Genomic DNA, 22,667 nt, shown 5'->3' with positions numbered 1-22,667 from the left:
TCCGGGGTCGGCGCCCGGTGATCCCCGGGCGGCACGCCGCCTCACCCGTTCGAGTGACCCGTCTGGGCCGCGGGGGCTACCGCACGGCGTCGCCCGACACCGCGGGGGACAGGGTGGGAACACGAAACGACCGCTCTCCCTGCCACCGCGATGGAGCCCTCGTGTCCCAACAACAGCCGCCGGGAGGCGCCTTCGCCACCTCGGCCTGCCCCTACGCCCAGCTGGTCACCGGCGAACCCGAACGCTGGGACGCACACCGCGACTACCGGGTGCTGCGTGAGCAGGCCCGGGTCCAACAAGTCGTCGTTCCCGGCGGACTCGTGGCATGGCTGGTCACCGGCCACGCCGAGGCGCAGCAGGCCCTGACGGAACCACGGTTGGCCCATGACATGCGCCGACTGCCCACGGCCGACCAGGGCTTCGGCGGCAGGCGCTACCCCGACGACATCTTCGCCGTCGAGGGCCGCCACCTGCTCAACAGCGACGGCCCTGACCACGCACGACTGCGCGCCGTCCTGGGGCCGCTGCTCTCACGCAGCGCCACGCTGCGCTGGCGGCCACTCGTCGACCGGGTCTGCGCGGAACTGCTGGACGAGCTGGCCGAGGCGGACACCGCCGATCTGGTGGCCGACTACGCCCGGCCGCTGCCCGCCCGCGTGACGGCGCAGATCCTCGGCGTCGGAGCCGGGCACGTCCCCCGGCTGACCGAGCTGACGATCTCCATGGTCACCGCCCGTGACCCCGACCTGCCGGCCGTGCACCGGGACCGCGAGGAGCTGTTCCGGCTCTGGGCACGCATCATCGGGGCCAAACGGCGGGAACCGGGCGATGACCTGCTCACCCGGCTGCTGCGGAGCTGTGACCGCGGCGACCTGTCCCCGCAGGAGCTGGCGTCCGTCGCCTGGGGCGTCTTCTCGGGCGGCATCGCCTCGACCACCACCGCGATCACCGCCGGGGCGATCGAGCTGATGCGCACCACCGATCCGCTCGGCGCTTTGGCGCACGAGCCGGACGCGAGCCGTCTCGTCGAGGAGATCCTGCGCCTCACCAGCCCGTTCGCCTTCGCCGCCTGGCGCTTCGCCACCGAGTCCGTCACGATCGGCGCGACCACGATCCCGCAGGGCTCGGTCGTCCTGGTCGGCCTGGCCGCCGCCAACCGCGACCCCCGGGTCTTTCCCGTCCCGGACGCCCTCGCCGCCCGCGGACACGGCCGACGTGCCCACCTCGCGTTCGGCCGCGGTGCCCACTACTGCCCCGGAGCGCAGCTGGCCCGGATGGAAGTGGCCACTGCCCTGACCTCGCTGTTCGAACGCCTCCCCACGCTGCGGCTCGCCGTCCCGGAAAGCGCACTGCGCTGGCGAGGCGTCCTGCTGGAACGCTGCTACGAAGCCGTCCCGGTCCGGACCGGCGCGATCCGCGTCGCATGCTCCGCCCGGTAGCCGGCACTCCACCGAACCGTGCGGGGGCGGGGCGACCGGCCCAGGACGCGGCCCGCTGGACCCTCGGGGCGCCAGCGCGCGGCGCGGCGGACCGGGATCCGTCAGCTCCCCGGGCCGCGGACCACCACCACCGGGCAGCTGGCGTGCTGGACGCACTGCTGGCTCACCGACCCGAGCAGGGCCTCGGCGAAGCCGCCGTGCCCGCGGTTGCCGACGACCAGGAGCGTCGCCCCGTCGGCGGCGTCCAGCAGTGCGGCCGCGGCGTGGCCGCGCACCACCAGCGGGCGGATCTCAACCGGATGACCGGTACCCACCGCTGTGCGGATGGTCTCGGCGAGGGCTTGGCCCGCGTCCTTCTCGTAGTCGGGGACCTCGGCCGAGGGGGAGGGCCAGCCGTAGGTCTTGGGCAGCTCCCAGGAGGTCAGCGCCTCGACCGCGCTGCCGGTCAGCTCCGCCTGCCGCACGGCCCACCGCAGTGCGGCCTTGGACGAGTCCGAACCGTCGACACCGACCACGATCCGAGGCGCTTCGATCGCTTCCTCGGTCATCGTCGCTCACCTCCGTCCGCCCCTGGGTGCCCTTTCCACCATCCCCGGAAACGGCTCGACCGGCCACCGTACGCCGGTGGCGCGTCAGGAGCCTTGGAGCCCTCACGAGGGGATCGCCACCGGTCACTGCGCTCGTTCCGGTCACTCCGGGACGGTGAACGCCTGCGAGATGCCGCCGTCGAGCGGCAGTGCGGCTCCGGTGATGAAGCCCGAATCATCCCCGGCGAGGAAGGCGATCGCCCCGGCAGCCTCCTCCAGCGTGCCGAACCGCCCCATCGGCGTCCGCATCGTGCGGTCAGGGTGCGGATGCCGCTACCGGAGGCGGGCGGGTGAGCAGTGGCTTCCCGTGCCCGCGCGGGTGGGCAGGTGGTCAGGGGCGCAGGATCAGGCGGATCGGGTCGCCTTCCTTGGTGTGCAGGCGCCGGACGGCCTCGGCGGCGTCGGCCAGCGGCAGCACGTCGGTGATGGAGCGTGAGAAGTCCAGCCGGCCGCCTTCGGCCAGGGCGATCAGCTGCGGGACGGCGTTGTCCTCGGAGCCGTAGTGGCCGAGGATCTGGTGCTGCAGGTAGCTGAAGCGGGTGCCGTCGGTGACGGTCAGTGGCTTGTCGGTCAGTCCGACCAGGACCAGGCGCCCCTTGGGGGCGAGGACGGTCAGGGCCTGTTCGCGGACGGCCGCGACGCCGGCGAAGTCGAACGCGGCCTCCAGCGCCCGGTTGCCGGTGGCGGCCAGGACCTGCTCGCGCAGCCGGGGGTCGGCGGGGTCCAGGGCCAGGTCGGCGCCGAACTCCAGGGCCCGCCGACGGGCGGCCGGTGCCGGGTCGACGGCGACGATCGGGCAGGCCCCGACGGCGCGCAGCAGCTGGACGGCGTGGGCGCCGAGCCCGCCGACGCCCCACACGCCCACGGCCTGCGCCGGGCGGACCCCGGCGGTGGTGGTGATGGCTCCCCAGGGGGTGGAGACCGCGTCCGGGATGATCGCGGCCTGCTCGAACGGGATCGCGTCGGGCAGCGCGAACAGTGTCCCAATGCCGGCCAGCGTGTACTCGGCCCAGCCGCCGTCGTAGTCGACACCTCGCGTCAGGAGACGGCCGTCGCGCGCCTCGCCCGCCTGCAGCACGACCCGCTGCCCGGCCGTCCAGCCGGTCACGTCCGGTCCGAGTTCGGCGATGGTCCCGGCGACCTCGTGTCCGAGGGTGACGGAGTCGCCCGGCGGGTAGGTCGGCGTGAGGGTGCCGTCGATCAGGTGGACGTCGGACAGGCACACGCCCGCTGCCTCGACCTTCACCAGCACCTGCCCGGCGCCGGGCACGGGCCTGGGCACGTCCTCGATCGCCAGGGTGTGGGAGGGGAGGTGCAGCCGCGCGGCGCGCATGAGGTCCATGGCGGGTCCGTCCGTTCGTCTCGGCGGCCTGCGTCCTATCGCAAGTCGTCTTGCTTTCCAACGTACGTCCGTGGGTTTCGTATCGCAAGAGAGCTTGCGTTAGGCTCGATGGTGTGACGGACGACAGAGAGGCACCGCCGCTGCGGCGCCGCGGTGAACGGATGCGGCAGGCCGTCCTGGCCGCCACTGTCGACCTGCTCACCACGCAGGGCCTGGCCGCGACCACGGTGGCCGCCGTCGCCCGCGCGGCCGGCGTCCACGAGACCTCCGTCTACCGGCGCTGGAGGACCCGCGAGAACCTCATCTTCGACGCGCTGGCCACCCACTCGGACACCGCGCTCCCGGCACCGGACACGGGCGACGTGCGCACCGACCTGTCGCTGCTGTTCGCAGCGCTGGCCCGGTACCTGGCGACGCCGGCCGGCAGCGCACTGCTGCACCTCGGCACGGTGCGCGGCGAGAGCGACCTGGAGGAGGGGCGGCGCTCCTACTGGCAGGCCCGCCTGGAACGCGCCGAAACCCTCGTCCGGCGCGGCATCGACCGAGCAGAGCTGCCGGCCGACACCGACCCCCACCTCCTGGTGGAAGCCATCGCGGGCCCCCTGCTCGCCCGGGTCCTGCTCACCGGTGAACCGCTGGAGGCGACCCTGGTGCCGCGCCTGGTCGACCTGGTCCTTGACGGCGCGCGCACCTGACCCGGCAGCCGCGGCGCGCCTGCCGCAGCGTGCGTGCCGCTTGCGCCGCTTCCGCCGCGGCAACCGCGAATCTGGTGTCGTGGCTGGTGTCGATTTCGCCGAGGGCTGTTCGTCCAGAGGGTGAGTCGAGCCGCACAGGAGCGGTCCGCGGATGGAAGGAGCAGGTCATGCGGTCTGTCACGGCCACGATGTCGGTCACCCTCGATGGGGTGGTCCAAGGCCTCGGACGCGCGGATGAGGACACCCGCGGCGGATTCGCCCACGGGGGCTGGGGCGGGCCGTACAACGACCAGGTCATGGGCCGGGAGATGAGCCAGAGCATGGCCAGGCCCGGCGACATGCTCTTCGGCCACCGGACCTGGCAGGACTTCATCACCGTGTGGGCGGGCGCGACCGACGGCAACCCGTTCACCGCGCACATGAACGCCGCCACGAAGTACGTCGTGTCCCGGACCCTCGAGGACGCCGACGCCTGGCAGAACTCGATCCTGCTGAGCGGGGAGGCCGCCGAGACGGTGGCCGACCTCAAAACCCGGCCCGGCAACGACCTGTCGATCATCGGCAGCGCCTCGCTGGTCCACGCCCTGCACGCCGCCGGCCTGATCGACCACTACCAGCTGCTGATCCACCCGCTGACCCTGGGCGGCGGCACGCGCCTGTTCGAGGGCCCCGCGCCGCTGACCGAGTTCGAGCTCACCGACTCCGTCCCCACCACCACGGGCGTGATCATCGCCCGCTACACCCGCCGATAAGGGAGGGACCATGCCGCAGTACCTGCTCTCGATCTACCAGCCGGACGGCCCGGCGCCCGACGCCGAGACCATGGCCCGGATCACCGCCGACCTGCACCGGCTGAACGAGGAGCTGCGCGAGAGCGGCTCGTGGGTGTTCACCGGCGGCCTGCACGCGCCCGGCACCGCCACGGTGGTGCGGGCCGACGGCATGATGACCGATGGTCCGTACGTCGAGGGCAAGGAGTGCATCGGCGGCATCTGGGTGATCACCGCGCCCGATCTGGACGCGGCGCTCTCCTGGGGCCGCAAGGCGGCAGCCGCCACGACGCTGCCGATCGAGGTCCGCCCGTTCCAGGACGTCGAACCGTTTTGAGCCGCAGTCCGATGACGCCCCAACAGATCGCGGCCGTCTTCCGCGCCGAGTACGGCAGAGCCGTCTCCGTCCTCGTGCGCGGGCTCGGCGACATCGACCTGGCCGAGGACGCGGTGGCCGACGCCTTCGCGACCGCGCTGCTCAAGTGGCCGGTCGACGGCGCCCCGCCCAGCCCGGCCGGCTGGATCATCACCACCGCCCGCAACCGGGCCATCGACCACCTGCGCCGCGAAGCCGTTCGCGCGCACAAGTACGCCGAGGCCGCACGCATCGGCACCCCGGCGGCCGAACCCGTCGAAGGGGGCGCCGTGCCCGACGACCGGCTGCGGCTCGTGTTCACCTGCTGCCACCCCGCGCTGGCCCGCCCCGCCCAGGTGGCGCTCACCCTGCGGCTGCTCGGCGGGCTCACCACGGCCGAGACCGCCCGCGCCTTCTTCGTGTCCGAAGCCACGATGGCGCAGCGGCTCGTGCGGGCGAAGGCGAAGATCCGCGACGCGCACATCCCCTACCGGGTGCCGTACGAGGCCGACCTGCCCGAACGGCTCGACGCGGTGCTCGCGGTGCTCTACCTGATCTTCAACGAGGGCTACGTCGCCACCTCCGGCGCAGAGCTCGCCCGCGGCGACCTGTGCATCGAAGCGATCCGGCTCGCCCGGCTGCTGGTCGAGCTGATGCCGGACGAGCCGGAGGCCGCGGGACTGCTCGGGCTGATGCTGCTGACCGAGGCGCGTCGCCCCGCGCGCACCGACGCCGACGGCGCTCTGGTGCGGCTCGCCGACCAGGACCGCTCGTGGTGGGACGCCGGCCTGATCGCCGAGGGCAGGGCGATCGTCCGCGCCTGCCTGCGCCGAAACCGGCCCGGCCGCTACCAGTTGCTCGCCGCGATCAACGCCGTGCACACCGACCCGGTCACCGACTGGACGCAGATCCTCGCGCTCTACGACCACCTCGCGCGGCTCGACCCCGGTCCGATGGTCGCCCTCAACCGCGCGGTCGCCCTCGCCGAGGTCGAGGGTCCCGCGGCGGCACTGCGGCTGGTGGACGACCTGGACCACGGCACCTCCCACCTGTTCCACGCGATCCGCGGCGACCTCCTCGCCCGCCTCGGGCGGGGAGGCGAGGCCCGGCAGGCCTTCGAGGCCGCAGCCCGGCTCACCGACAACCAGGCGGAACACGCCTACCTGATCGCCCGGCGCGACCGGCTCGGCGAAGCACCCGGGTGACCGCCCCGGTGCAGCACGGCAGGCACATCTCCGGCAGGATCCGCCGGGCAGGCGTGCTGGGCCGTGTCTCACAATTCGCGCGCCTGGCGGGAATTGTGAGACACGGCCTAGCGTGGGCGCACGGCGTAGGTCAGGTGTGTCACCCGCGGCGACGGCTCCGAACGGATCGGCTCCAGCGCGATCCTGGACGCGTCCACGCCGTCGAACAGGCGGGTTCCGGACCCGAACAGCACGGGTGACAGGGTGATCGAGAACTCGTCGACCAGGCCGGCGTTCAGGTGCTCCAGGATCGTCGCGCCGCCGCCGGCGATGCGCACGTCGCGCTCGCCGGCGGCCTCGCGGGCCTGCTCCAGGGCGCGCTCGATGCCGTCGTTGACGAAGTGGAAGGTGGTGCCGCCGGGCCGCACCCACGGGTCGCGCTCGGTGTGCGTCACGACGAACACCGGGGTGTGGAAGGGCGCCTCCTCCGGCCACGACTGCTCGCCGAGGTCGAACATGCGCTTGCCCATGACGCTCGCGCCGGTGCGCTCGTACGTCTGCCGCGCGATGTCGTTGTCGAGTCCTTCCTCGCCGCCCTCGCCGAGCCGCAGGTTCTCCCGGAAGAACCGCTGCGGGAAGATCCACTGCTGCAGTTCCGTCCACTGCGCCATCCAGCGCCGGACCTGCGGGTCGTCCTGCTTCTCGGGCGCGAAGAAGTTCGCGACGGACGGGGACTCGGGGGCGATGAACCCGTCCAGCGACATCGACACGCTGAAGAACACCTTGCCGGCCATCAGCGCTCAGCTCCCTTCCGGAGGGTCTCGGTGACGTAGGCAGCCAGGTTGCCCAGGGTCTGCCGGCCGCCCTCGACGGCGTGGTACTTCTCGACCGCCTCGTCGCGCAGTTCCTTGGTGGGGAACAGCGTGCGCATCTCGATCCGGGTCGCCGCGCCGTCCGGTGCGAAGGTCAGGACCGACTCGAAGGCGTTCGGGTCGTCGCGGGACTCACCGTGCAGCAGCACGATCCGCTCCGGCGGGGCGATCCGCTGCCAGCGGATCCACTCGGAGTAGTCGGTTCCGTCCGGCCCGTGCAGCACGAAGACCCACTCCCCGCCCTCGCGGAACTCGAAGGACCGCGTGGTGGTGGTGAACCCCTGCGGACCCCACCACTGCGAGAGGTGCCGGACCTCGGTGAACGCCTCGAACACCAGCTCCCGTGGGGCGTCGACGACCCGGGAGACCACGATCTCCCGGTCCGCCGTCGCCGGCTCCGCCCGCGTTTCCTGGCTTGCCCCTGCCATCGGTCATTCCTCCTGCCGTGTCTGCTTGAGGTCCTGCACGTAGCTGTCCAGCCGGTCGAAGCTCTCGTTCCAGAACCGCTCGAACCCGCCGGCCCAGTCGTGGACCGGTCGCAGCCCACGGGCGTCCAGGCCGTAGAGGCGCTGCTTGCCCGCCTTGCGGTCCCGCACCAGCCCGACCTCCCGGAGCACCCGCAGGTGTTTGGACGCCCGCGGCTGGGTCATCCCCAGCTCCTGAGCCAGCTCGGTCACCGGCCGCTCGCCCGCCCGCAGCAGCGCCAGGATCTCCCGGCGCTGCGGCTCGGCGATCGCGTTGAAGACGTCCGATGTCGTCGCTGCTCGTGCCATAACAGCGATCATATGCCCATATCGGCATGCGTCAAGCGGAGAGGAATCCAGTGGGTCCGGTCGGGTGACGGTGGCGGCACGATCAGGCCGTCACCGGTTCTTGAACTCCTCGATGGCCGTCCGGGACGCCTGGTGCATCGCCTGGCTTCCGGCGTGCCCGCAGTCCTCGATGATGTGCAGTCGCGAATCCGGCCACGCCTTCGCCAGCTCCCACGGCGCCTGGACCGGGCAGCTCATGTCATGTCGGCCGTGGACCATCACCCCGGGGATCCCGGCCAGCTTGTGGGCGTTGCGCAGCAGTTGACCGTCCTCCAGCCATGCGTTGTTGCCGAGGATGTTGGCGCAGATCCGGACGAACGCGATCTGCGCGTCGACCTCGCGATCGCTGTACAGGCCGGACACGCCGTTGGGCTCGGTCGAGATGACCGCGTCCTCCCAGGCGAGCCAGGTGGCTGCGGCCTTCTCCCGGACGGCCCGGTCAGGGTTCTCCATCAGCCGCGCGTACGCCGCCGGCAGGTCGCCGTCCCGCTCATCCTCGGGAACGCCGTCGCGGAAGCGGTCCCACGCCTCGGGATGGAACCGCCCGGCGCCCCGGTAGAGCCAGTCGACCCCGGAGCGGTCGGCGATCATCACCGCTGAGACGACGATCTCGCTGACTCGCTCGGGGTGCTGCTGTGCATAGGCCAGCACGAGTGTCGAGCCCCAGGAGCCGCCGCAGAGCAGCCACTTCTCGATGCCGAGGTGCTCGCGCAGCCGCTCCATGTCGTCGATCAGGTGCTGCCAGTGTCGTAGGGACTCCTCGGAGGGTAGAGATCAACCATGACCGTCGACCCTAGGGGAGTGGTCGTCACCGCGCTGCGAAACCGGGACTCCTGGTGATCAACTGACCCTCACCGCACGGCCTCTACAGCGGCAGCCCCAGTTGCTCCGCGAAGAAGGCGAGCAGGTCCGCGTAGAGGTCGGCCAGGCGGGAGGTGGAGCGGGCGCCGTGGCCGGTGCCGCGTTCGAGGCGGAGCAGGACGGGGCGGGCGCTGGTGGTGGCGTGTTGCAGGGCCGCGCACATCTTGCGGGCGTGCAGGGGGTCGACCCGGCTGTCGCCGTCGAAGACGGCGAGCAGGACGGCGGGGTAGGCGGTGTCGGGGCGGACGTGGTGGTAGGGGGAGTAGGAGAGCAGGGTGGCGAGTTGCCCAGGGTCGGCCGCGCTGCCGTACTCGCCGACCCAGCTGGGCCCGAGTCCGGAGAGCTCGTAGCGGGCCATGTCCAGCAGCGGCGCCACGCAGGCCGCCGCCGCGCAGCCCGCCGGGCGCTGGGTGAGCGCGGCGCCCACCAGCAGGCCGCCGTTGGAGGAGCCCCAGAGGCCGAGGCGCTCGGGGGTGGTCCAGCCGGCGTCGACCAGGTGGTCGGCGGCGGCGTGGAAGTCGTCGAAGGTGTTCTGCTTGCGGTCGAGGGTTCCGGCGCGGTGCCACTCCTCGCCCTCCTCGCCGCCGCCGCGCAGGTTGGCCACCGCGTAGACACCGCCGGCCTGGACCCAGGCGAGGGCCTCGGGGGAGTAGACGGGGGTGAGCGACTGGCCGAAGCCGCCGTAGCCGGTGAGCAGGGTGGGGCGGGGGCGGTCGGGGGCGCCGGTGGGGGAGAGGACGAACATCCGCACCGGGGTGCCGTCGCGGGAGGTGAAGGTGGTCTGGACGGTGTTGGTGCCGGTGCCCGCGGTGCCCGCGGTGCCGGCGGAAGGAGCGGCGGCGCCGGAGGGCTCCTGCCACGGCGTCAACTCGCCCGTCCGTGCGTCGTAGCGCAGCACCGTGGTCGGGGTGGCGAAGCCGGTGCAGGTGAACCAGGCCTCGTGCGCGTCCTGGGCGGCGACGCGCAGGCGGCCGACCGTGCTGCAGGGCGGGAGCGGCAGGCGGGTGAGCTCGCGCCCGTCGGCGAGGTCGTGGACGGTGGCCTCGGAGACGGCGTGCCGGGTCCGGACGACCAGCAGCAGCGGGCGGTCCAGGTCGGCGCCCTCGAGGACGGCGAAGTCCTCCAGCACGGCGTGCGGGTCCTGCGGGATCAGGTCCCGCCAGGTGTCGGGGGTGGGCCGGTCGGCGGTGGTGGTGACCAGCCGGCCGCGCGGGGCGTCGAGGTCGGTGACGAGGTGGCACAGGGGGCCGCGGCGCGGGCGCAGCACCGTGCGGGCGTCCAGGTCCTGCTGCACCGGGCGCCAGCGCGGCGCCTCGGGCGGTGCGCCGGTCAGGTCGGCGAGCCAGAGGTCGCGCCGGCGCGCGGTGCCCGCACCGGCGCTGACGGCGAGCAGGCGTCCGTCGGGGCTGATCCGCACGGTGTAGTGCTGGGTGCCCTCCCGGCCCGCACCGAACACCACCGGGTCGGTGTCGGGATCGGTGCCGAGAAGGTGCAGCCGGACCCGCCGGTGGTACTGGTCCTCGGCGCGCAGCCGGCGCACGTAGTAGAAGCCGCTGCTGTCGGGCAGCCAGGCGACCGTGCTGCGGCGGACCCGGTCGATCGGCGGGTCGAGCAGTCGGCCCGAGTCGACGTCCAGCACCAGGAGCACGGCGTTCTCGGTGCCGCCGGGGGCCAGTTGGTAGCTGAGCAGCCGCCCGTCCCAGGAGGGTTCGAACTCCTCCAGGGTGGTGCTGCCGCTCGGGTCGACCAGGGCCGGATCGACCAGGACCCGCTCGGTGCCGTCGGGTTCGACCACCACCAGCTCCGGCAGCTCGCCGCCGGGGCGGCAGCGGGCCAGGAAGAGCCGGTCGCCGGCCGGCCGCGGCGCCGAGGGCGTGCCGACCCGGTCGAGGAGGACGCGCAGCCGCTCCCGCGCGCCCGCCCGCGAACGCCAGCCGTCGGCCGCGGCGCGATAGGCGGCCTCCTGCTTCTCGGTCCACTCCCGCACCGCGGGATCGTCGGCGTTCTCCAGCCAGCGGTACGGATCCGCGGGTTGGCCCGGCTGGCCCGGTTGGCCCGGCCGGCCCGGCTGCTGGGCGGGTGGGTCGGCGGCGCGGGTGTCGCTCACGGGCGGTCTCCCTCGGCGTGGGCGAGAACGGCGCTGTCGGCGACGGCTCGCGCCCTGGTGGCCGTCAGGGCCAGCCAGCCGCCGAAGGTGGCCGCGCCGGTCAGCAGGGCGAGCACCAGCCAGGTCCGGGTGCCGCCGATCGCCTGGTACGCCGCGCCGGCCGCCACCGGGCCGAGCGCGGCCAGGCCGTTCAGCAACAGGCTGGTGGCCGCGCTGACCCGGCCGACCAGGTGCCGCGGCGTCTTGCCGAGCAGGGCCTGGAAGACCGCCACCCCGGCTGCCGGGGAGAGCAGCATCATCACGGCGAGCAGCGCCCCGACCAGCACCGGCTGGAACGCCACCGTGAACACCGCCAGCTCGGCGGTCCAGATCACGCCGATGGCCAGCACCATGGCCGGGATGCTCAGCCGCCGCACCAGCCACGGCGCGAACAGTGCGCCGACGATCCCGCCGGCCCCGATGCAGGCGATGACCGCCCCGATCACGGTGCCGGAGGCGCCGCGTTCGCGCAGCTCCAGGATGACCACCACGTCGACGGCGGCTGCGACCAGGTTGACCACGGCCGCGTAGAACAGGACCACCAGCAGCTCGCGGTGGGCCGCGAGCCAGCGCAGGCCCGCGGTCGCGCCGCGCTCCGCCGGCTCCGTGGGCTCCGCGGCGCCGGGCGCGGCCGCGGGGCGGACGGTGATGCGCAGGATCAGCAGCGCGGAGGCGGCGTAGCTGACGGCGTCGACGGCGAACGGCAGCATCCGGTCCACGGCGAACAGCACGCCGCCGAGCGCGGGCCCGGCCAGCGAGACCGTGTTCAGCATCGCCTGGTCCGCGCCGAGTGCCTGGGAGAGCTGCTCCTCGCTGACGACGTCGCGGGTGAGCACCGAGTTGGCGGGTCCGAACAGCGCGGAGGCCAGCCCCTCCACCACGGCGACCAGCAGCAGCTGCCAGTACTGCGGGGTGGACCAGAGCGCGGCCAGCGGGATGCTCGCCAGCGTGGCGCAGCGCACCAGGTCGGTGGCCATCATCACCACCCGCCGGTTCCAGCGGTCGACCAGGGCGCCGGCGGGCAGCCGGAAGCCGAGCCGGGTGACCAGCGAGACGGTGGCCACCAGGCCCGCCTGGACCGCGCTGCCGCCCAGGCTCAGCACCAGCAGCGGGAAGGCCAGGCCGGAGATCGCGGAGCCGAGGTTGGAGGTGAGGTTGCCGAGGAAGGACCGGCGCAGGTCCGGGTTGCTCCAGAGCACGTGATCACGCAGCGCCGCCACGGCCGTCCTCCCCTTCACAGCCGGCCGCTGGCGAGCAGGTAGTCCAGGACCCGGCCGTCGACCTCGTCCTGGAAGCGGTCCATCACCCCGGTGTCGGCCTGGGCGTACTCGTAGCCGCAGCTGACCCAGCGTTCGGGCACGCTCGTCGGGTCCAGGTAGCCGTGGTCGATGTGGCCGACCTCCATGCCGGGCTTGCCCGCCGACTGCCAGCTGCTGAACAGGGTCCCGTCGGCGTTGACCACCGCGCCCTGGGCGCCGCCGGGCGTCGAGCAGATCTGGCAGGTGGTGTGCATCGAGGGGCGCACCACCCGGTAGCCGCGCTCCAGGCTCTCGATGCTCCACTCGACGAAGCGGTCCGCGACGGAGGCGGTGCGGCCCAGGTCGTTCTGGTAGCCGATGCCGGAGTCGCCGACCCAGGCGAAGGTGACGGTGCAGCGGCTGGGGTCGGTGCGGCCCTCCAGCTGGGCGAAGAGCTCCCCGACCCGGTCGGCGTTGTGGTGCGAGACGTTGACCCGGAAGTTCCAGCGCAGGCCGGTCCGTTCGGTGGCGCTCGCCACGTTGGCCACGATCCGGTCGAAGGTGCCGCCGCCGGTGTGGGTGACCCGGGTGGCGTCGTGGTCCGTCCGGCTGCCGTCGAAGGTGATCTGCACCGCCTGCAGCCCGGCGTCGTGGAGCTGGACCGCCCGGCGCGGGTGCAGCAGCACGCCGTTGCTGGTCATCGCCGCCCGGTGCAGGCCGATCGACCGGCAGCGCCGCAGCAGCTCCAGGCACCCGGCCGGGTTGAGCAGCGGCTCGCCGCCGAACAGCAGCAGGAAGAGGCGTTCGAGGCCGGCGTCCGCCATCCGCGGGGCGGTGAAGCCGACGATCCGGTCGATCGTGCGGGTGTCCAGCAGTTGCCGCTCGATCCGCGGTGGCCGGTGGCCGCCTTCAGGGTCCTGGCCGGTGTTCTGGAAGCAGTAGCCGCAGCCGAGGTTGCAGGCGGTGCTGGTGAGCACGGTGAGCGAGAAGGACTTGGTGGTGCGTTCGCGGAAGGCGCCCTCGTCGCGCAGGAATGTGTCGATGTCCGCACGCAACGAACCGTCGGGAAGGACGTGTTCGGGTTTCAGCAGGGTCCAGGTGCCGTTGCCGATGAACCACCAGCCGCGCTCGGTCCTGATCATCCGCGGCGCGTCGACGTCGTCCAGCCGGGTGCCGATCACTGATACCTCCGGAGGTCACGGGCGGTCGCCGTCCTGGCGTGCGCGGTACGGCGGGGAGGCTAGGAGCGCGCGGTTTGGCCTCGGTATGCGCAGAGTTGACCGCTGGGCGGACGCCGGCGGCATACCGGACGCAAACCGGGGGCCAGGCGCTCCGCCCTAGCCTCGAACCCTACCGGGAGCCCGCCCGGCGTCAGCGAAGGGGCCTGATCGAGGTGACCGAACCGACACCCGCGGGGCCGACACCTGCTGGGCCGACGCCTGCTGGACCGACACCCGCCGGGCCGACGCCTGCCGGGCCGATGCCTGCTGGGTCCACACCCGCAGGTCCGCCGCTCGACGATCGTGCTGCTCCCGCGCGGAGCGCGCCGGCTGCGGGGGCCGCCGGGGTCGCGGGGGTCGCGGGGGCTGCCGAGGCCGCCGACGAGCCGACCGAACCCGACGTCGTACTGCACGCACTGGACGAAGAGTCCGGCGAAATGCCGTGGTGCATCGGCGATCTGACGGTCTGACAGATGACCATCCAGCCGGGCGGCTGCGCGTCCTGCGGTGTGGACCTGCCCGCGGGGGCGAGGTTCTGCGCCCACTGCGGCCTCCCGGTCGACGGCGCGCAGGCGGCCGAGGAGCGCCGGGTGGTCACCGTGCTCTTCTGCGATCTGGTCGACTCCACCCAGCTGTCCGGACTGCTCGACGTCGAGCTGCTGCGCACCATTCTGCTGCGCTACTACGCGCTGATGCGCGAGCGGATCGAGGCGCACGGCGGGATCGTGGAGAAGTTCATCGGGGACGCCGTGATGGCCGTCTTCGGCCTCACCGCGACCCGGGAGGACGACGCCCACCGGGCGCTGGCCGCCGCACTGGAGCTGCCCGCCGCGCTGGAGGGGCTCAACACGGAGCTGGAACGCGAGCACCGTGTCCGGCTGCGGATCCGGATCGGGGTGCACACCGGCGAAGCGGTCACCACCGTCGACCCGGCCCGCCGGCAGGCGCTGGTCTCCGGCGAAGTCGTCAACATCGCCGCCCGGTTGCAGGCGGCGGCCGAACCGGGCGCGGTGCTGCTCAGCGACCGGACCTGGCGCGCGGCCGGGCCCGGACCCGCCGTCGAGCGGGTCGGCGCGCTGCACCTCAAAGGCGTGGCCCACCAGGTCGAGGCCGGGCGACTGCTGGGGTTGAGTGCCCCCGACCCGGAGCGGGCGCGCCGCTTCGACGTGCCGTTCCTGGGGCGCGACCGGTACCTGAACGAACTCGACCTGGCCTGGCGCAGGGTGGCGGAGGGCTGCGACGTGCACGTGCTGACGCTGCTCGGCGAGGCCGGCATCGGCAAGTCCCGGCTGGTGGAGGAGTGGCTGCGCCGCACCGCCCCGGACACCGGTCCGGTCGGCACCGGGCGCTGCCGGGCGGGCGGGACCGAGGGTCCGCTGCAGGCGCTGGCCGGCTGCCTGGAACCGCTGGTCGCCGAGCCGGCCGCGGACGAGCGGACCACCGCGGCGGTCGCCCTGCTGCGCGGCGGGCTGCTGCTGGACGGCGCCCCGGCCCCGTCGGTCGACGCCACCTGCGCGGCGATCGCCCAGGTGCTGACCGAGCGCAGCCGCGCCCACCCGGTCGTGCTGGTCCTGGACGACCTGCAGCACGCCGAGCCGCCGCTGATCGACCTGCTGGAGCGCCTGGTCGACGAGGTGCGCGGGCTGCCGATCCTGCTGCTCTGCCTGGCCCGTCCCGAGCTGGTCGACACCTGTCCCGGCTGGGGCAGCGGCCTGGCCAACACCAGCACCGTGACCCTCACCGGCCTGTCCGCGGCCGATTCGGCGGTGCTGGCCGCCCACCTGGTCGACCTCGCGCTGCACGACGGCGCCGCCACCGAGCAGATCGTCGCCCAGGCCGACGGCAACCCGCTCTACCTGGAGCAACTGGCGGCCACCGTCGAGGAGACCGGCTCGGTGCAGCAGCTGCCGCCCACCCTGCAGGCGCTGCTGGCGGCCCGGATCGACCGGCTGGCCGAGGCCGAGCGGCGCACGCTGCGCCACGCGGCCGTGGTGGGGCGCGAGTTCGACGCCGCGGACCTGGCCGAGCTGACCGAGGGCGACGAGGCCGAACGCACCGCCGTGCTGCGCACCCTCACCCGGCGCGGGCTGGTCCAGCCGGTCCGCCGTACCGCGGGGTCGGTCCACTGCTTCGTCAACGGCATCACCCAACGGGTCGCCTACGAGGGGCTGACCAAGCTGCGGCGCGGCGAACTGCACCAGTGCTACGCCGAGTTCCTGCTGGCCACCGGACGGCCCGATGCCCTGGTCGGCACCCACCTGGAGCAGGCGCACCGCTACCTGAGCGCGGTCGGGCGACTCGACCAGGCGACCGCGACGCTGCGCCGCCGGGCGGTGCGGCACCTGGTCCGGGCCGGCACCGGCGCGCTGGGCCGGGTCGACCTGCCCCGGGCGCTGGCGCTGCTCCAGCGGGCCTCGGAGCTGACCGAGCCCGGCGACGCGGGCCGCCCCGAACTGCTGCAGCGCCTGGGCGAGGTGCACCTGACCATGGGCAGCGCGGCCGAGGCCCGTGCGGCGCTCACCCGGGCGGTGGCCGAGGCGGAGGCCGTCGGCGCGCCGGGCGTGGCCGCCCACGCCCGGCTGCACCTGGCCGCCGCCGCCCGCGACCAGCGCGAGCTGGAGCGGGCCGCGGCCGAAGCCCTGCCGGTCTTCGTGGGCACCGGCGACCGGCTGGGGCTGGCCCGGGGCGCGCTGGTGCTGGCCGGCGGCCACCGGCAGCGCGGCCGCCACGCGCGGGCGCTGCACGAGCTGGACCGGGCGCTGAGCCACGCGCTGGCCGCCGCGGCCGACCGGGAGGTGGCCAACACCCTGGGGACCATGGGCCTCTCGCTCTGGCGCGGCCCCGAGCCGGCCGACACCGCCGTGGCCCGCTGCCGGGACCTGCTGGCGGCGCACGGCGCCGATCGGCCGGCGGTGCGCAGCACGCTCGGCTTCCCGCTCGCCGTGCTGCACGCGGTGCGCGGCCACGCCGACCTGGCGGCCCAGAGCCTGGCCGCCACCCGGCAGGCGATGGACACCCTCGCGCACGCCGAGGGCCGCGCCTTCGGGCCGCTGCTGGAGGGAATGCTGGCCCAACTGGCCGACGAGCCCGCCCGGGCCGCGCGGGCGCTGACCGAGGCACTGGCAGCGGCCCGCGCCATGCAGGCCCAGCCGCTGGCGCGCAGCTGCGCGCTGGAGCTGGCCCGGCTGCGACTGGCGGACGGCGACTGCGCGGCTGCCACGGCGCTCCTCGGCGGCCTGACGGTGCCGCAGGACCAGCCGAGCACGGCGGCCGACTGGTGCGGGGTGCGGGCGCGGATCCACGCACTGCGCGGCGAGCACGCCCAGGCGCTGGCGCTGGCCCGCCGTGCGGTCCGCCTCGCGCACCGCACCGACTCGCCCGCCGACCGCGGCACCGCGGCGCTGGACCTGGCTCACGCCCGGCGGGCCGCCGGCCTGCCCGAGCAGGCCCGCGCCGCCCTGCTGGCGGCCCGCCGCCAGTTCGCCGCCAAGGGGCACCTGGTGGCCCTGGCGCGCACCGACCGCCTGCTGGCCGAGTGGGCCGCCCCGTGACGACCCCCGCTGCCGCCCTCACCTGGAACCTGCTGGACCGCCGCCCGCAGGACATCGCGATCGCCGCCGCGGGAGCCGAACGGATCACCCCCGCATGGGCGTTCAGCGGGGCGGACGGCGCCGGGGTGCGGGTCTGCCTGGTGGACAGCGGCGTCGAGGCCGGCCACCCGCTGATCGGTGACCTGGCCGGCAGCCACGCGGTGGTGCTGCGCGGCGGCGAGGCCACGGTGGTGCCGGTGCCCGCCGAGGACATCTGCGGCCACGGCACGGCCTGCGCCGGGATCGTGCGCCAGGTCGCGCCGGCCTGCGAGCTGCACAGCGTGCGGATCCTGGGCGGGAACGGCAGCGGCAGCGGCGAGGCCCTGCTGGCCGGGCTCGGCTGGGCGATCGACCAGGGCTTCGACGTGATCAACCTCAGCCTGTCCACCTCCCGCCCGCAGTTCAGCCAGGGGCTGAGGGAGCTGGCCGACCGGGCCTACTTCCGCCGCTCGGTGATCGTCGCCTCCGCGCACAACGCCCGGGTCGAGAGCTTTCCGTGGCGGTTCTCCTCGGTGGTCTCGGTCGGCAGCCACGCCGAGGACGACTCCAGCCTGGTGCTCTACAACCCCACCCCGCCGGTGGAGTTCTTCGCCCGCGGGCAGGCCGTGCCGGTCGCCGCGCTGAACGGCGGCAGCACCCGCAACACCGGCAACAGCTTCGCCGCCCCGCACGTGGCCGGGCTCAGCGCGCTGATCCTCTCCAAACACCGGGACCTGACCACCTTCGAGCTGAAGACCATCCTCTACCTGACGGCAGCCAACGTGCGAGGAGCCCGATGATGACCGAGCAGCCTGCGGGCGACCCGTTGGACCCCGCGGCGCTGGCCGCGGTGATCTCCGGCGTGCTGGCCGACCCCGGCCCCGACGACCGCGAACTGCTGTCCTCCGTCGTACAGGTGGCGCGCTCCATCTTCGGTGCGGCGGCCAGCTCGATCTTCCTGTTCGACCGCGAGGGCGACGAGCTGGTCTTCGAGGCGGTCTCCGGCGAGGGCGAGGAGTTCCTGGTCGGCACCCGCTTCCCGGCCCACCGCGGCATCGCCGGCTGGGTGGTGGACACCGGGGAGCCGATGACGGTCAACGGCCTGTCCGGCAACCGGCTCTTCGCCCAGGACCTGGCGGAGCGCACCGGCTACGTGCCCGACGCGATCATGGCGGCCCCCGTGCTGCACCGCGAGGAGGTGCTCGGCGTTCTCCAGGTTCTCGACCCGCACCCGCAGTCCCGCTCCACCCTGGCCGACCTGGACCTGCTGTGTGCCTTCGCCGGCCAGGCCGGCCTGGCGCTGGCCGGGCTGCTGCGCGCCCGCGCCGCGCGCGGTGCACTGGCCAGGGGCGGCGGGGAGTTCGAGCAGCTGGCCGGGATCGTCAAGCTGCTCGCCGAGCTGCCGGCGGACCGGCGGGCCAGCGGACTGCGGCTGGTGGAGTCGTTGCACGAGGTGCTGGCGGGGATGGCGCGGTAGCGCTCACCACCGGTGGGAACCTGGCGTTCGATCGATCTGACTCACCGTCAATATCCTGTCAGTGCGCGGGTGGTGTGGCGGCCCGGTGCAGCGCGGCGGCGTAGCGGTGGGCGAGTGGCGCGATCCGGTAGCGGACGGTGTGCGCCACCACCTCTGCCTCGTCGCCGGCGTCCGCGATGCTCACCAGGTGCGCCTCCAGCAGCTCCTCGGCCACCCGCTGGGCCGGACCGCTCAGACCGTCCACCCCGTCGATCACCGCCTGCAGGCGCGCCAGGTCGAAGGGGGCCGCAGGCAGCGCGCCCAGCGCCCCGAAGGCCGCCCGCTGCGCCGGGGCCAGCCCCTGGTGGAAGCGGCGGTAGCCGTCGTGCAGGCAGGCCTCGCCGACCCGCAGTTCGTCCAGCGCGGCCGGCAGGCGCACCAGCTGGTCGGCGTACTCGCGCAGGGACAGGTGGCCGAGCACGGTCAGCTTCGCGGCCAGCGCCCGGACCACCGCGGGCGACAGCCCGTAGAGCTCCCGGACCCGGTCCAGCGACTGCTCGTGGCCCGCCACCCGCGGCCCGCCCAGCACCCGGGCCAGCAGCTCCCCGGCCTCGGCGGAGCTGAACTCGTCCAGCTCCACGCGGTGCACGCACTCCAGCGCGCCGAACCGGCGGGCGGTGGTCACCAGGGTCCGGCTGCGGCTGCGCCCGGGCAGCAGCCGGCGCACGTCCGCCTCACTGGTCGCGCCGTCCAGCACCAGCAGGAACTGCCGCTCGGCGAGCCAGGAGCGCCACAGCGCCAGCGCGGCGGCCTCCCCGGCCGGCGGGTCGATCTCCAGCCCGGTACTGCGCAGCAGTTCGGCGAGCACCTCGGGCCAGGGCCGGGGAGTCCCGTCCGGGTGGCTGAGCGAGCAGACCACCTGGCCGTCCGCGAAGTGGTCCGCCACCAGGTGGCCGGCGTGCACCGCCAGCGCCGTCTTGCCGGACCCGGCCGGCCCGCTGACCAGCACCACGCCCGGACACGGCCCCGCGCCGGTCAGTGCCGCCCGCAACTCCGCCACCACCTTGTCCCGGCCGACGAAGTCGGACAGGTCGCAGGGGAGTTGGGCTGGTCTTATCCGCACCCCGACCGGCGCCGCAGCGGTCGGCGCCGAGGCCGGCCGGGAAGCGGGCGACTCGCCGAGCAGGATCTCCCGGTAGAGGCGGCGCAGGTACGGACTCGGGTCCAGGCCCAGCTCCCGGGCGATGAACTGGCGGTGCGCCTCGAAGCAGGCCAGCGCCTTGCGCCGGCCGCCGACCTGGTCCAGCGCCGTCATGTGCAGCGCCACCAGCCGCTCCCGGAAGGGGTGGTGGCCCGCCAGCTCGCCCAGCTGGTCGAGCAGCCCGTGCGCCCGTCCGGTCTCCACCTCCAGCTCCGCCCAGTCCTCGTAGGCGGCCAGGAAGCGCTCGGTCAGCCGCTGGGACTCCTCGGCCGCGAACGGGCTGTCGAGCAGGTCGACCAGGGGCCGGTCCCGCCAGAGCCGCACCGCCCGGCCGAGCAGCTCCGCGGCACCCGCCCGGTCGCCCTGGTGCTGCGCGTGCCGGCCGGCGGCGGTCAGCTCCTCGAAGCGCAGCAGGTCGGACTCCTCCGCATCCGCCACGAGGGTGTAGCCGTAGGGGAGGTGGTCGATGTGGTCGGGCATGATCTTGCGCAGCGCGGAGACGTACACCTGGAGGTTCTTGCGTGCGGTGCGCGGTTGGCCGTCGGGCCAGAGTGCCTCGATCAACTGGTCCACCGAGAGTACCGTGTTGGCCCGACAGAGGAGTGCGGCCAACAGCAACCGCTGCTTGTAGGGCCCGAGTTCGAGCGGGCGCGAATCGCGGCTGACCCGCAGCGGACCGAGCAGCGTACAGCACAGCCGACCGGGCGGAACGACGTCACCGCGCATGCGGTCCCCCTCGCAGTCGGTTCGGGCCGTTCCGTCAGCTTCGGCGAAGCGGCCCTGACCCGCAAGAGTGCGGGCAGGAAGTGATGGACCGGCAAAGGTCCCGTGCGTCGTGCCCAAGCCCCCAGGCAGCCGCGCGCATACCGCGGCCCAACCGGGCGCCCCTAGCGTCGCCGGTGGTGTCGGACGCGGGTTCGACCCGGACGGAGGAGGTCCCCATGAGCAACCCCGACGTGCAGGCGCACTTCAGCGACGATGACGAGGACGGCGCCGCAAACGGCTGCGTCATCCAGTTCAACGCCGTCCCGGACGACGTGGAGGCGCACAGCGCCGGTGGGGATGACGAGGACGCGGCGCCGTGTGGTGTTCAGTTCGGCGTGGCGGCTGTGCCGGGTGATGTGGTGGCGCACAGCGCTGGTGGGGATGACGAGGACGCGGCGCCGTGTGGTGTTCAGTTCGGCGTGGCGGCTGTGCCGGGTGATGTGGTGGCGCACAGCGCTGGTGGGGATGACGAGGACGCGGCGCCCTGCGGCATCCAGTCCGGCGCGTCCTGACCACCCCGTCACCGCGTCCCACCCCGATCGCCAGTCCGGGCCGGCAGCTCTCGCCGACCCGGACCGCCTCGTACCCGGAGGTACCATGGACAGCCTGCGCAGGCTCACCGAGGATCCCGTCGGGCTCGAACGCGCTTGGGACCGCGAGCCGTTCGTCAGCTCGGGGCTGGATGATCTCGGCGACGTGTTCTCGCTCGCCGCCGCCGAGCGGATGATCCACACCGGCCTCCCGCTGACCGCCGTGCGGCTCTTCCGCGACGGGAAGCTGCTGCCCGACGAGCACTACCGGCGCTACCGCGGCACCAACCCGCGCAGCCGCGAGCAACTGGCCGACGGCGGCCGGATCGCCGAACTGGTCGGACAGGGCGCCACCCTGGTGCTGGAGGAACTGCAGACGCACGCCCCGGAGGTGGCCGCGTTCGCCGCCGAACTCGCCCGCGAGACCGACTACGAGGTGGACTGCGCCGCGTTCCTCACCCCGCCCCGGGGCCGCGGCGCCGCGCCCCACTACGACCTCGTCGGCGTCTTCCTGCGCCAGCTGCACGGCTCGAAGCGCTGGCGGGTCGGCCGCCCGGTGCGGCCTCTGCCCAGCCGCGTGCTGACGGTCGACCCGAAGGCGGTCGAGCCGGTGCTGGACGCGGTGCTCAAGGAGGGCCAGAGCCTCTACATCCCGCGCGGCTTCGTGCATGCGGGCGAGACCGGCGACGAACCCTCCCTGCACATCACCATCGGCTTCAAGGGCGTCAGTTGGGAGAGCGTCCTGCGCACGGTGGTCGCCGGGGCCGCCGAGCGGATCGAGAAACTGCGCGAGTTCCTGCCACCGGCCTTCGCCGCCCTGGACCGCGAGGCACTGCTGCGCGAACGCGTCACCCAGCTGACCGCGCACCTCGCGGACCTCACCTGGGCCGCCCTGCCGCCCGCCGCCCTGCACCCGCGCCAGCCCTCGGCCGACCCCGTGGCCGGCTCCCTCACCGCCGCCCTGCGCCGGGCCGGCGAGCAACCGCGTCGGTCCGGCTGACCGTTCCCTCGGCCACTGGCGTCGAAAGCGCATCGCCGGAGGAAACCGGTCACCGATCTGACGCGTCCTTACTTCACAGTGCTGAACGGGCACTTGATGCGGCGTAAGGTGCTGTGCAGGCGCGTACCGGAAGGGGCACGGGGATGTTGGCTCAGGAACTGGCGGTGTTGGCCGCAGCAGGCGGGACCGCGGTGGTGCAGGCGGCGGGGACGGACGTGTGGGCCGGATTGCGGCAGGCGGTGGCTCGTTGGTTCGGCCGCGGTGACGAGCTGCGCGAGCGGGCGGAGCTGGAGCGCCTGGACCAGGCCGCCGGCGAGCTGGAGTCCGCCGGGGTAGCCGGGGCCGAGCGGGTGCGGATCCGCCAGGAGGCCGCATGGCAGACCCGGATCGAAGCCGTGTTGGAGAGCCTGGACGGGGCCGAGCAGGCCCGGGCCGCCGAGGAGCTGCGCGCCCTGCTGGCCCAGCACGCCCCCTTCGCGGTATCGGTCGGTGACGGCGGTCAAGCGGTGGTCGGGGATGTGCGGATCCGCGCCGACCACGGCTCCGCAGCGGCGTGGACCATGGGGAACGTGACCTTGGGAAACCCTTCGCAGCCGGGTCCGCAGCAGGGCTGAGCGTACCCGGA

Annotated in this window: 21 protein-coding genes and 1 pseudogene; 11 read left to right on the top strand and 11 right to left on the bottom strand. The window is 73.9% G+C overall.

The window, feature by feature from the left end; translation table 11 throughout:
* Positions 1-161 precede the first annotated feature (161 nt).
* Positions 162-1,439: a cytochrome P450 gene (locus OG294_RS01775; protein WP_327064574.1), complete on the top strand. Its 1,278-nt coding sequence runs from the start codon at positions 162-164 to the stop codon at positions 1,437-1,439.
* A gap of 101 nt (positions 1,440-1,540) precedes the next feature.
* On the opposite strand, the gene OG294_RS01770 is transcribed toward OG294_RS01775, so the two are convergent.
* The 3 genes from OG294_RS01770 to OG294_RS01760 all read right to left on the bottom strand — a co-directional run bounded on the left by OG294_RS01770 (position 1,541) and on the right by OG294_RS01760 (position 3,368).
* Positions 1,541-1,987 carry a universal stress protein gene (locus OG294_RS01770; RefSeq protein WP_327064573.1) on the bottom strand — a complete coding sequence of 149 codons (447 nt, stop codon included), beginning with the start codon at positions 1,985-1,987 and terminating at the stop codon, positions 1,541-1,543.
* A gap of 141 nt (positions 1,988-2,128) precedes the next feature.
* The gene (locus OG294_RS01765; protein WP_327064572.1) at positions 2,129-2,275 is read right to left on the bottom strand and encodes an SDR family oxidoreductase; all 147 of its coding nucleotides are present in this window, start codon (positions 2,273-2,275) and stop codon (positions 2,129-2,131) included.
* An 82-nt stretch (positions 2,276-2,357) separates the two neighbouring features.
* Positions 2,358-3,368, bottom strand: coding sequence for a zinc-binding dehydrogenase (locus tag OG294_RS01760; RefSeq protein ID WP_327064571.1), 1,011 nt, complete (start codon positions 3,366-3,368; stop codon positions 2,358-2,360).
* 161 nt (positions 3,369-3,529) lie between these two features.
* Here OG294_RS01760 and OG294_RS01755 point away from each other — a divergent pair, with 161 nt between their 5' ends.
* The 4 genes from OG294_RS01755 (at position 3,530) to OG294_RS01740 (ending at position 6,393) form a co-directional block, all read left to right on the top strand.
* Positions 3,530-4,063: a TetR-like C-terminal domain-containing protein gene (locus OG294_RS01755; protein ID WP_327071414.1), complete on the top strand. Its 534-nt coding sequence runs from the start codon at positions 3,530-3,532 to the stop codon at positions 4,061-4,063.
* Between the two features lie 167 nt (positions 4,064-4,230).
* Positions 4,231-4,815 (top strand): dihydrofolate reductase family protein, encoded by a 585-nt coding sequence (locus tag OG294_RS01750; RefSeq protein WP_327064570.1) that lies wholly within the window; start codon positions 4,231-4,233, stop codon positions 4,813-4,815.
* Between the two features lie 10 nt (positions 4,816-4,825).
* Positions 4,826-5,170: a YciI family protein gene (locus OG294_RS01745; RefSeq protein ID WP_327064569.1), complete on the top strand. Its 345-nt coding sequence runs from the start codon at positions 4,826-4,828 to the stop codon at positions 5,168-5,170.
* An 11-nt stretch (positions 5,171-5,181) separates the two neighbouring features.
* Positions 5,182-6,393 (top strand): RNA polymerase sigma factor, encoded by a 1,212-nt coding sequence (locus tag OG294_RS01740; protein ID WP_327064568.1) that lies wholly within the window; start codon positions 5,182-5,184, stop codon positions 6,391-6,393.
* A 107-nt stretch (positions 6,394-6,500) separates the two neighbouring features.
* Here OG294_RS01740 and OG294_RS01735 read toward each other — a convergent pair whose 3' ends face one another.
* From OG294_RS01735 to OG294_RS01705, 7 genes and pseudogenes are all read right to left on the bottom strand, one after another.
* Positions 6,501-7,166 carry a dihydrofolate reductase family protein gene (locus tag OG294_RS01735; protein WP_327064567.1) on the bottom strand — a complete coding sequence of 222 codons (666 nt, stop codon included), beginning with the start codon at positions 7,164-7,166 and terminating at the stop codon, positions 6,501-6,503.
* Positions 7,166-7,672: an SRPBCC family protein gene (locus OG294_RS01730; protein ID WP_327064566.1), complete on the bottom strand. Its 507-nt coding sequence runs from the start codon at positions 7,670-7,672 to the stop codon at positions 7,166-7,168. The genes OG294_RS01735 and OG294_RS01730 overlap by 1 nt, the downstream gene beginning before the upstream one ends.
* A 3-nt stretch (positions 7,673-7,675) precedes the next feature.
* Positions 7,676-8,017: an ArsR/SmtB family transcription factor gene (locus OG294_RS01725; protein WP_327064565.1), complete on the bottom strand. Its 342-nt coding sequence runs from the start codon at positions 8,015-8,017 to the stop codon at positions 7,676-7,678.
* Between the two features lie 90 nt (positions 8,018-8,107).
* Positions 8,108-8,797 (bottom strand): annotated as a pseudogene (locus OG294_RS01720) (alpha/beta fold hydrolase); the annotation flags it as partial.
* Between the two features lie 124 nt (positions 8,798-8,921).
* Positions 8,922-11,024, bottom strand: a complete 2,103-nt coding sequence (locus OG294_RS01715; RefSeq protein ID WP_327064564.1) for a prolyl oligopeptidase family serine peptidase — start codon at positions 11,022-11,024, stop codon at positions 8,922-8,924.
* Entirely contained in the window at positions 11,021-12,283 is a 1,263-nt protein-coding gene (locus OG294_RS01710) for an MFS transporter (RefSeq protein WP_327064563.1), read from the bottom strand. The genes OG294_RS01715 and OG294_RS01710 overlap by 4 nt, the downstream gene beginning before the upstream one ends.
* Before the next feature lie 14 nt (positions 12,284-12,297).
* A complete protein-coding gene (locus OG294_RS01705) occupies positions 12,298-13,482 on the bottom strand; it encodes a radical SAM protein (protein ID WP_327064562.1) in 1,185 nt (394 codons plus the stop codon).
* Between the two features lie 512 nt (positions 13,483-13,994).
* Between OG294_RS01705 and OG294_RS01700 the strand changes: the two genes are divergently transcribed.
* The 3 genes from OG294_RS01700 to OG294_RS01690 are packed head-to-tail and all read left to right on the top strand — an operon-like array spanning position 13,995 to position 18,567.
* A complete protein-coding gene (locus OG294_RS01700; RefSeq protein ID WP_327064561.1) occupies positions 13,995-17,072 on the top strand; it encodes an adenylate/guanylate cyclase domain-containing protein in 3,078 nt (1,025 codons plus the stop codon).
* The gene (locus OG294_RS01695; RefSeq protein ID WP_327064560.1) at positions 17,069-17,890 is read left to right on the top strand and encodes a S8 family peptidase; all 822 of its coding nucleotides are present in this window, start codon (positions 17,069-17,071) and stop codon (positions 17,888-17,890) included. The genes OG294_RS01700 and OG294_RS01695 overlap by 4 nt, the downstream gene beginning before the upstream one ends.
* A complete protein-coding gene (locus OG294_RS01690; RefSeq protein ID WP_327064559.1) occupies positions 17,890-18,567 on the top strand; it encodes a GAF domain-containing protein in 678 nt (225 codons plus the stop codon). The genes OG294_RS01695 and OG294_RS01690 overlap by 1 nt, the downstream gene beginning before the upstream one ends.
* Before the next feature lie 58 nt (positions 18,568-18,625).
* Here OG294_RS01690 and OG294_RS01685 read toward each other — a convergent pair whose 3' ends face one another.
* Positions 18,626-20,473: an AfsR/SARP family transcriptional regulator gene (locus OG294_RS01685; RefSeq protein ID WP_327064558.1), complete on the bottom strand. Its 1,848-nt coding sequence runs from the start codon at positions 20,471-20,473 to the stop codon at positions 18,626-18,628.
* Between the two features lie 215 nt (positions 20,474-20,688).
* Between OG294_RS01685 and OG294_RS01680 the strand changes: the two genes are divergently transcribed.
* The 3 genes from OG294_RS01680 to OG294_RS01670 all read left to right on the top strand — a co-directional run bounded on the left by OG294_RS01680 (position 20,689) and on the right by OG294_RS01670 (position 22,656).
* Positions 20,689-21,024: a hypothetical protein gene (locus OG294_RS01680; RefSeq protein ID WP_327064557.1), complete on the top strand. Its 336-nt coding sequence runs from the start codon at positions 20,689-20,691 to the stop codon at positions 21,022-21,024.
* Positions 21,025-21,109: 85 nt separating this feature from the next.
* Positions 21,110-22,042 (top strand): JmjC domain-containing protein, encoded by a 933-nt coding sequence (locus OG294_RS01675; RefSeq protein ID WP_327064556.1) that lies wholly within the window; start codon positions 21,110-21,112, stop codon positions 22,040-22,042.
* Between the two features lie 143 nt (positions 22,043-22,185).
* The gene (locus tag OG294_RS01670; RefSeq protein ID WP_327064555.1) at positions 22,186-22,656 is read left to right on the top strand and encodes a hypothetical protein; all 471 of its coding nucleotides are present in this window, start codon (positions 22,186-22,188) and stop codon (positions 22,654-22,656) included.
* Positions 22,657-22,667: the final 11 nt, after the last annotated feature.

This window comes from Kitasatospora sp. NBC_01302, assembly GCF_035976515.1.
In the GTDB taxonomy this organism is placed as follows: domain Bacteria; phylum Actinomycetota; class Actinomycetes; order Streptomycetales; family Streptomycetaceae; genus Kitasatospora.
Note: the sequence above shows the minus strand (reverse complement) of the source record. Positions and strands in the feature narration are given on the sequence as shown.

Bases quoted from the DNA above. Each gene is read 5' to 3' on its own strand.
- OG294_RS01770 (WP_327064573.1), bottom strand. From the start codon at position 1,987: ATGACCGAGGAAGCGATCGAAGCGCCTCGGATCGTGGTCGGTGTCGAC.
- OG294_RS01765 (WP_327064572.1), bottom strand. From the start codon at position 2,275: ATGCGGACGCCGATGGGGCGGTTCGGCACGCTGGAGGAGGCTGCCGGG.
- OG294_RS01760 (WP_327064571.1), bottom strand. From the start codon at position 3,368: ATGGACCTCATGCGCGCCGCGCGGCTGCACCTCCCCTCCCACACCCTG.
- OG294_RS01755 (WP_327071414.1), top strand. From the start codon at position 3,530: ATGCGGCAGGCCGTCCTGGCCGCCACTGTCGACCTGCTCACCACGCAG.
- OG294_RS01750 (WP_327064570.1), top strand. From the start codon at position 4,231: ATGCGGTCTGTCACGGCCACGATGTCGGTCACCCTCGATGGGGTGGTC.
- OG294_RS01745 (WP_327064569.1), top strand. From the start codon at position 4,826: ATGCCGCAGTACCTGCTCTCGATCTACCAGCCGGACGGCCCGGCGCCC.
- OG294_RS01740 (WP_327064568.1), top strand. From the start codon at position 5,182: ATGACGCCCCAACAGATCGCGGCCGTCTTCCGCGCCGAGTACGGCAGA.
- OG294_RS01735 (WP_327064567.1), bottom strand. From the start codon at position 7,166: ATGGCCGGCAAGGTGTTCTTCAGCGTGTCGATGTCGCTGGACGGGTTC.
- OG294_RS01730 (WP_327064566.1), bottom strand. From the start codon at position 7,672: ATGGCAGGGGCAAGCCAGGAAACGCGGGCGGAGCCGGCGACGGCGGAC.
- OG294_RS01725 (WP_327064565.1), bottom strand. From the start codon at position 8,017: ATGGCACGAGCAGCGACGACATCGGACGTCTTCAACGCGATCGCCGAG.
- OG294_RS01700 (WP_327064561.1), top strand. From the start codon at position 13,995: ATGACCATCCAGCCGGGCGGCTGCGCGTCCTGCGGTGTGGACCTGCCC.
- OG294_RS01690 (WP_327064559.1), top strand. From the start codon at position 17,890: ATGACCGAGCAGCCTGCGGGCGACCCGTTGGACCCCGCGGCGCTGGCC.
- OG294_RS01685 (WP_327064558.1), bottom strand. From the start codon at position 20,473: ATGCGCGGTGACGTCGTTCCGCCCGGTCGGCTGTGCTGTACGCTGCTC.
- OG294_RS01680 (WP_327064557.1), top strand. From the start codon at position 20,689: ATGAGCAACCCCGACGTGCAGGCGCACTTCAGCGACGATGACGAGGAC.
- OG294_RS01675 (WP_327064556.1), top strand. From the start codon at position 21,110: ATGGACAGCCTGCGCAGGCTCACCGAGGATCCCGTCGGGCTCGAACGC.
- OG294_RS01670 (WP_327064555.1), top strand. From the start codon at position 22,186: ATGTTGGCTCAGGAACTGGCGGTGTTGGCCGCAGCAGGCGGGACCGCG.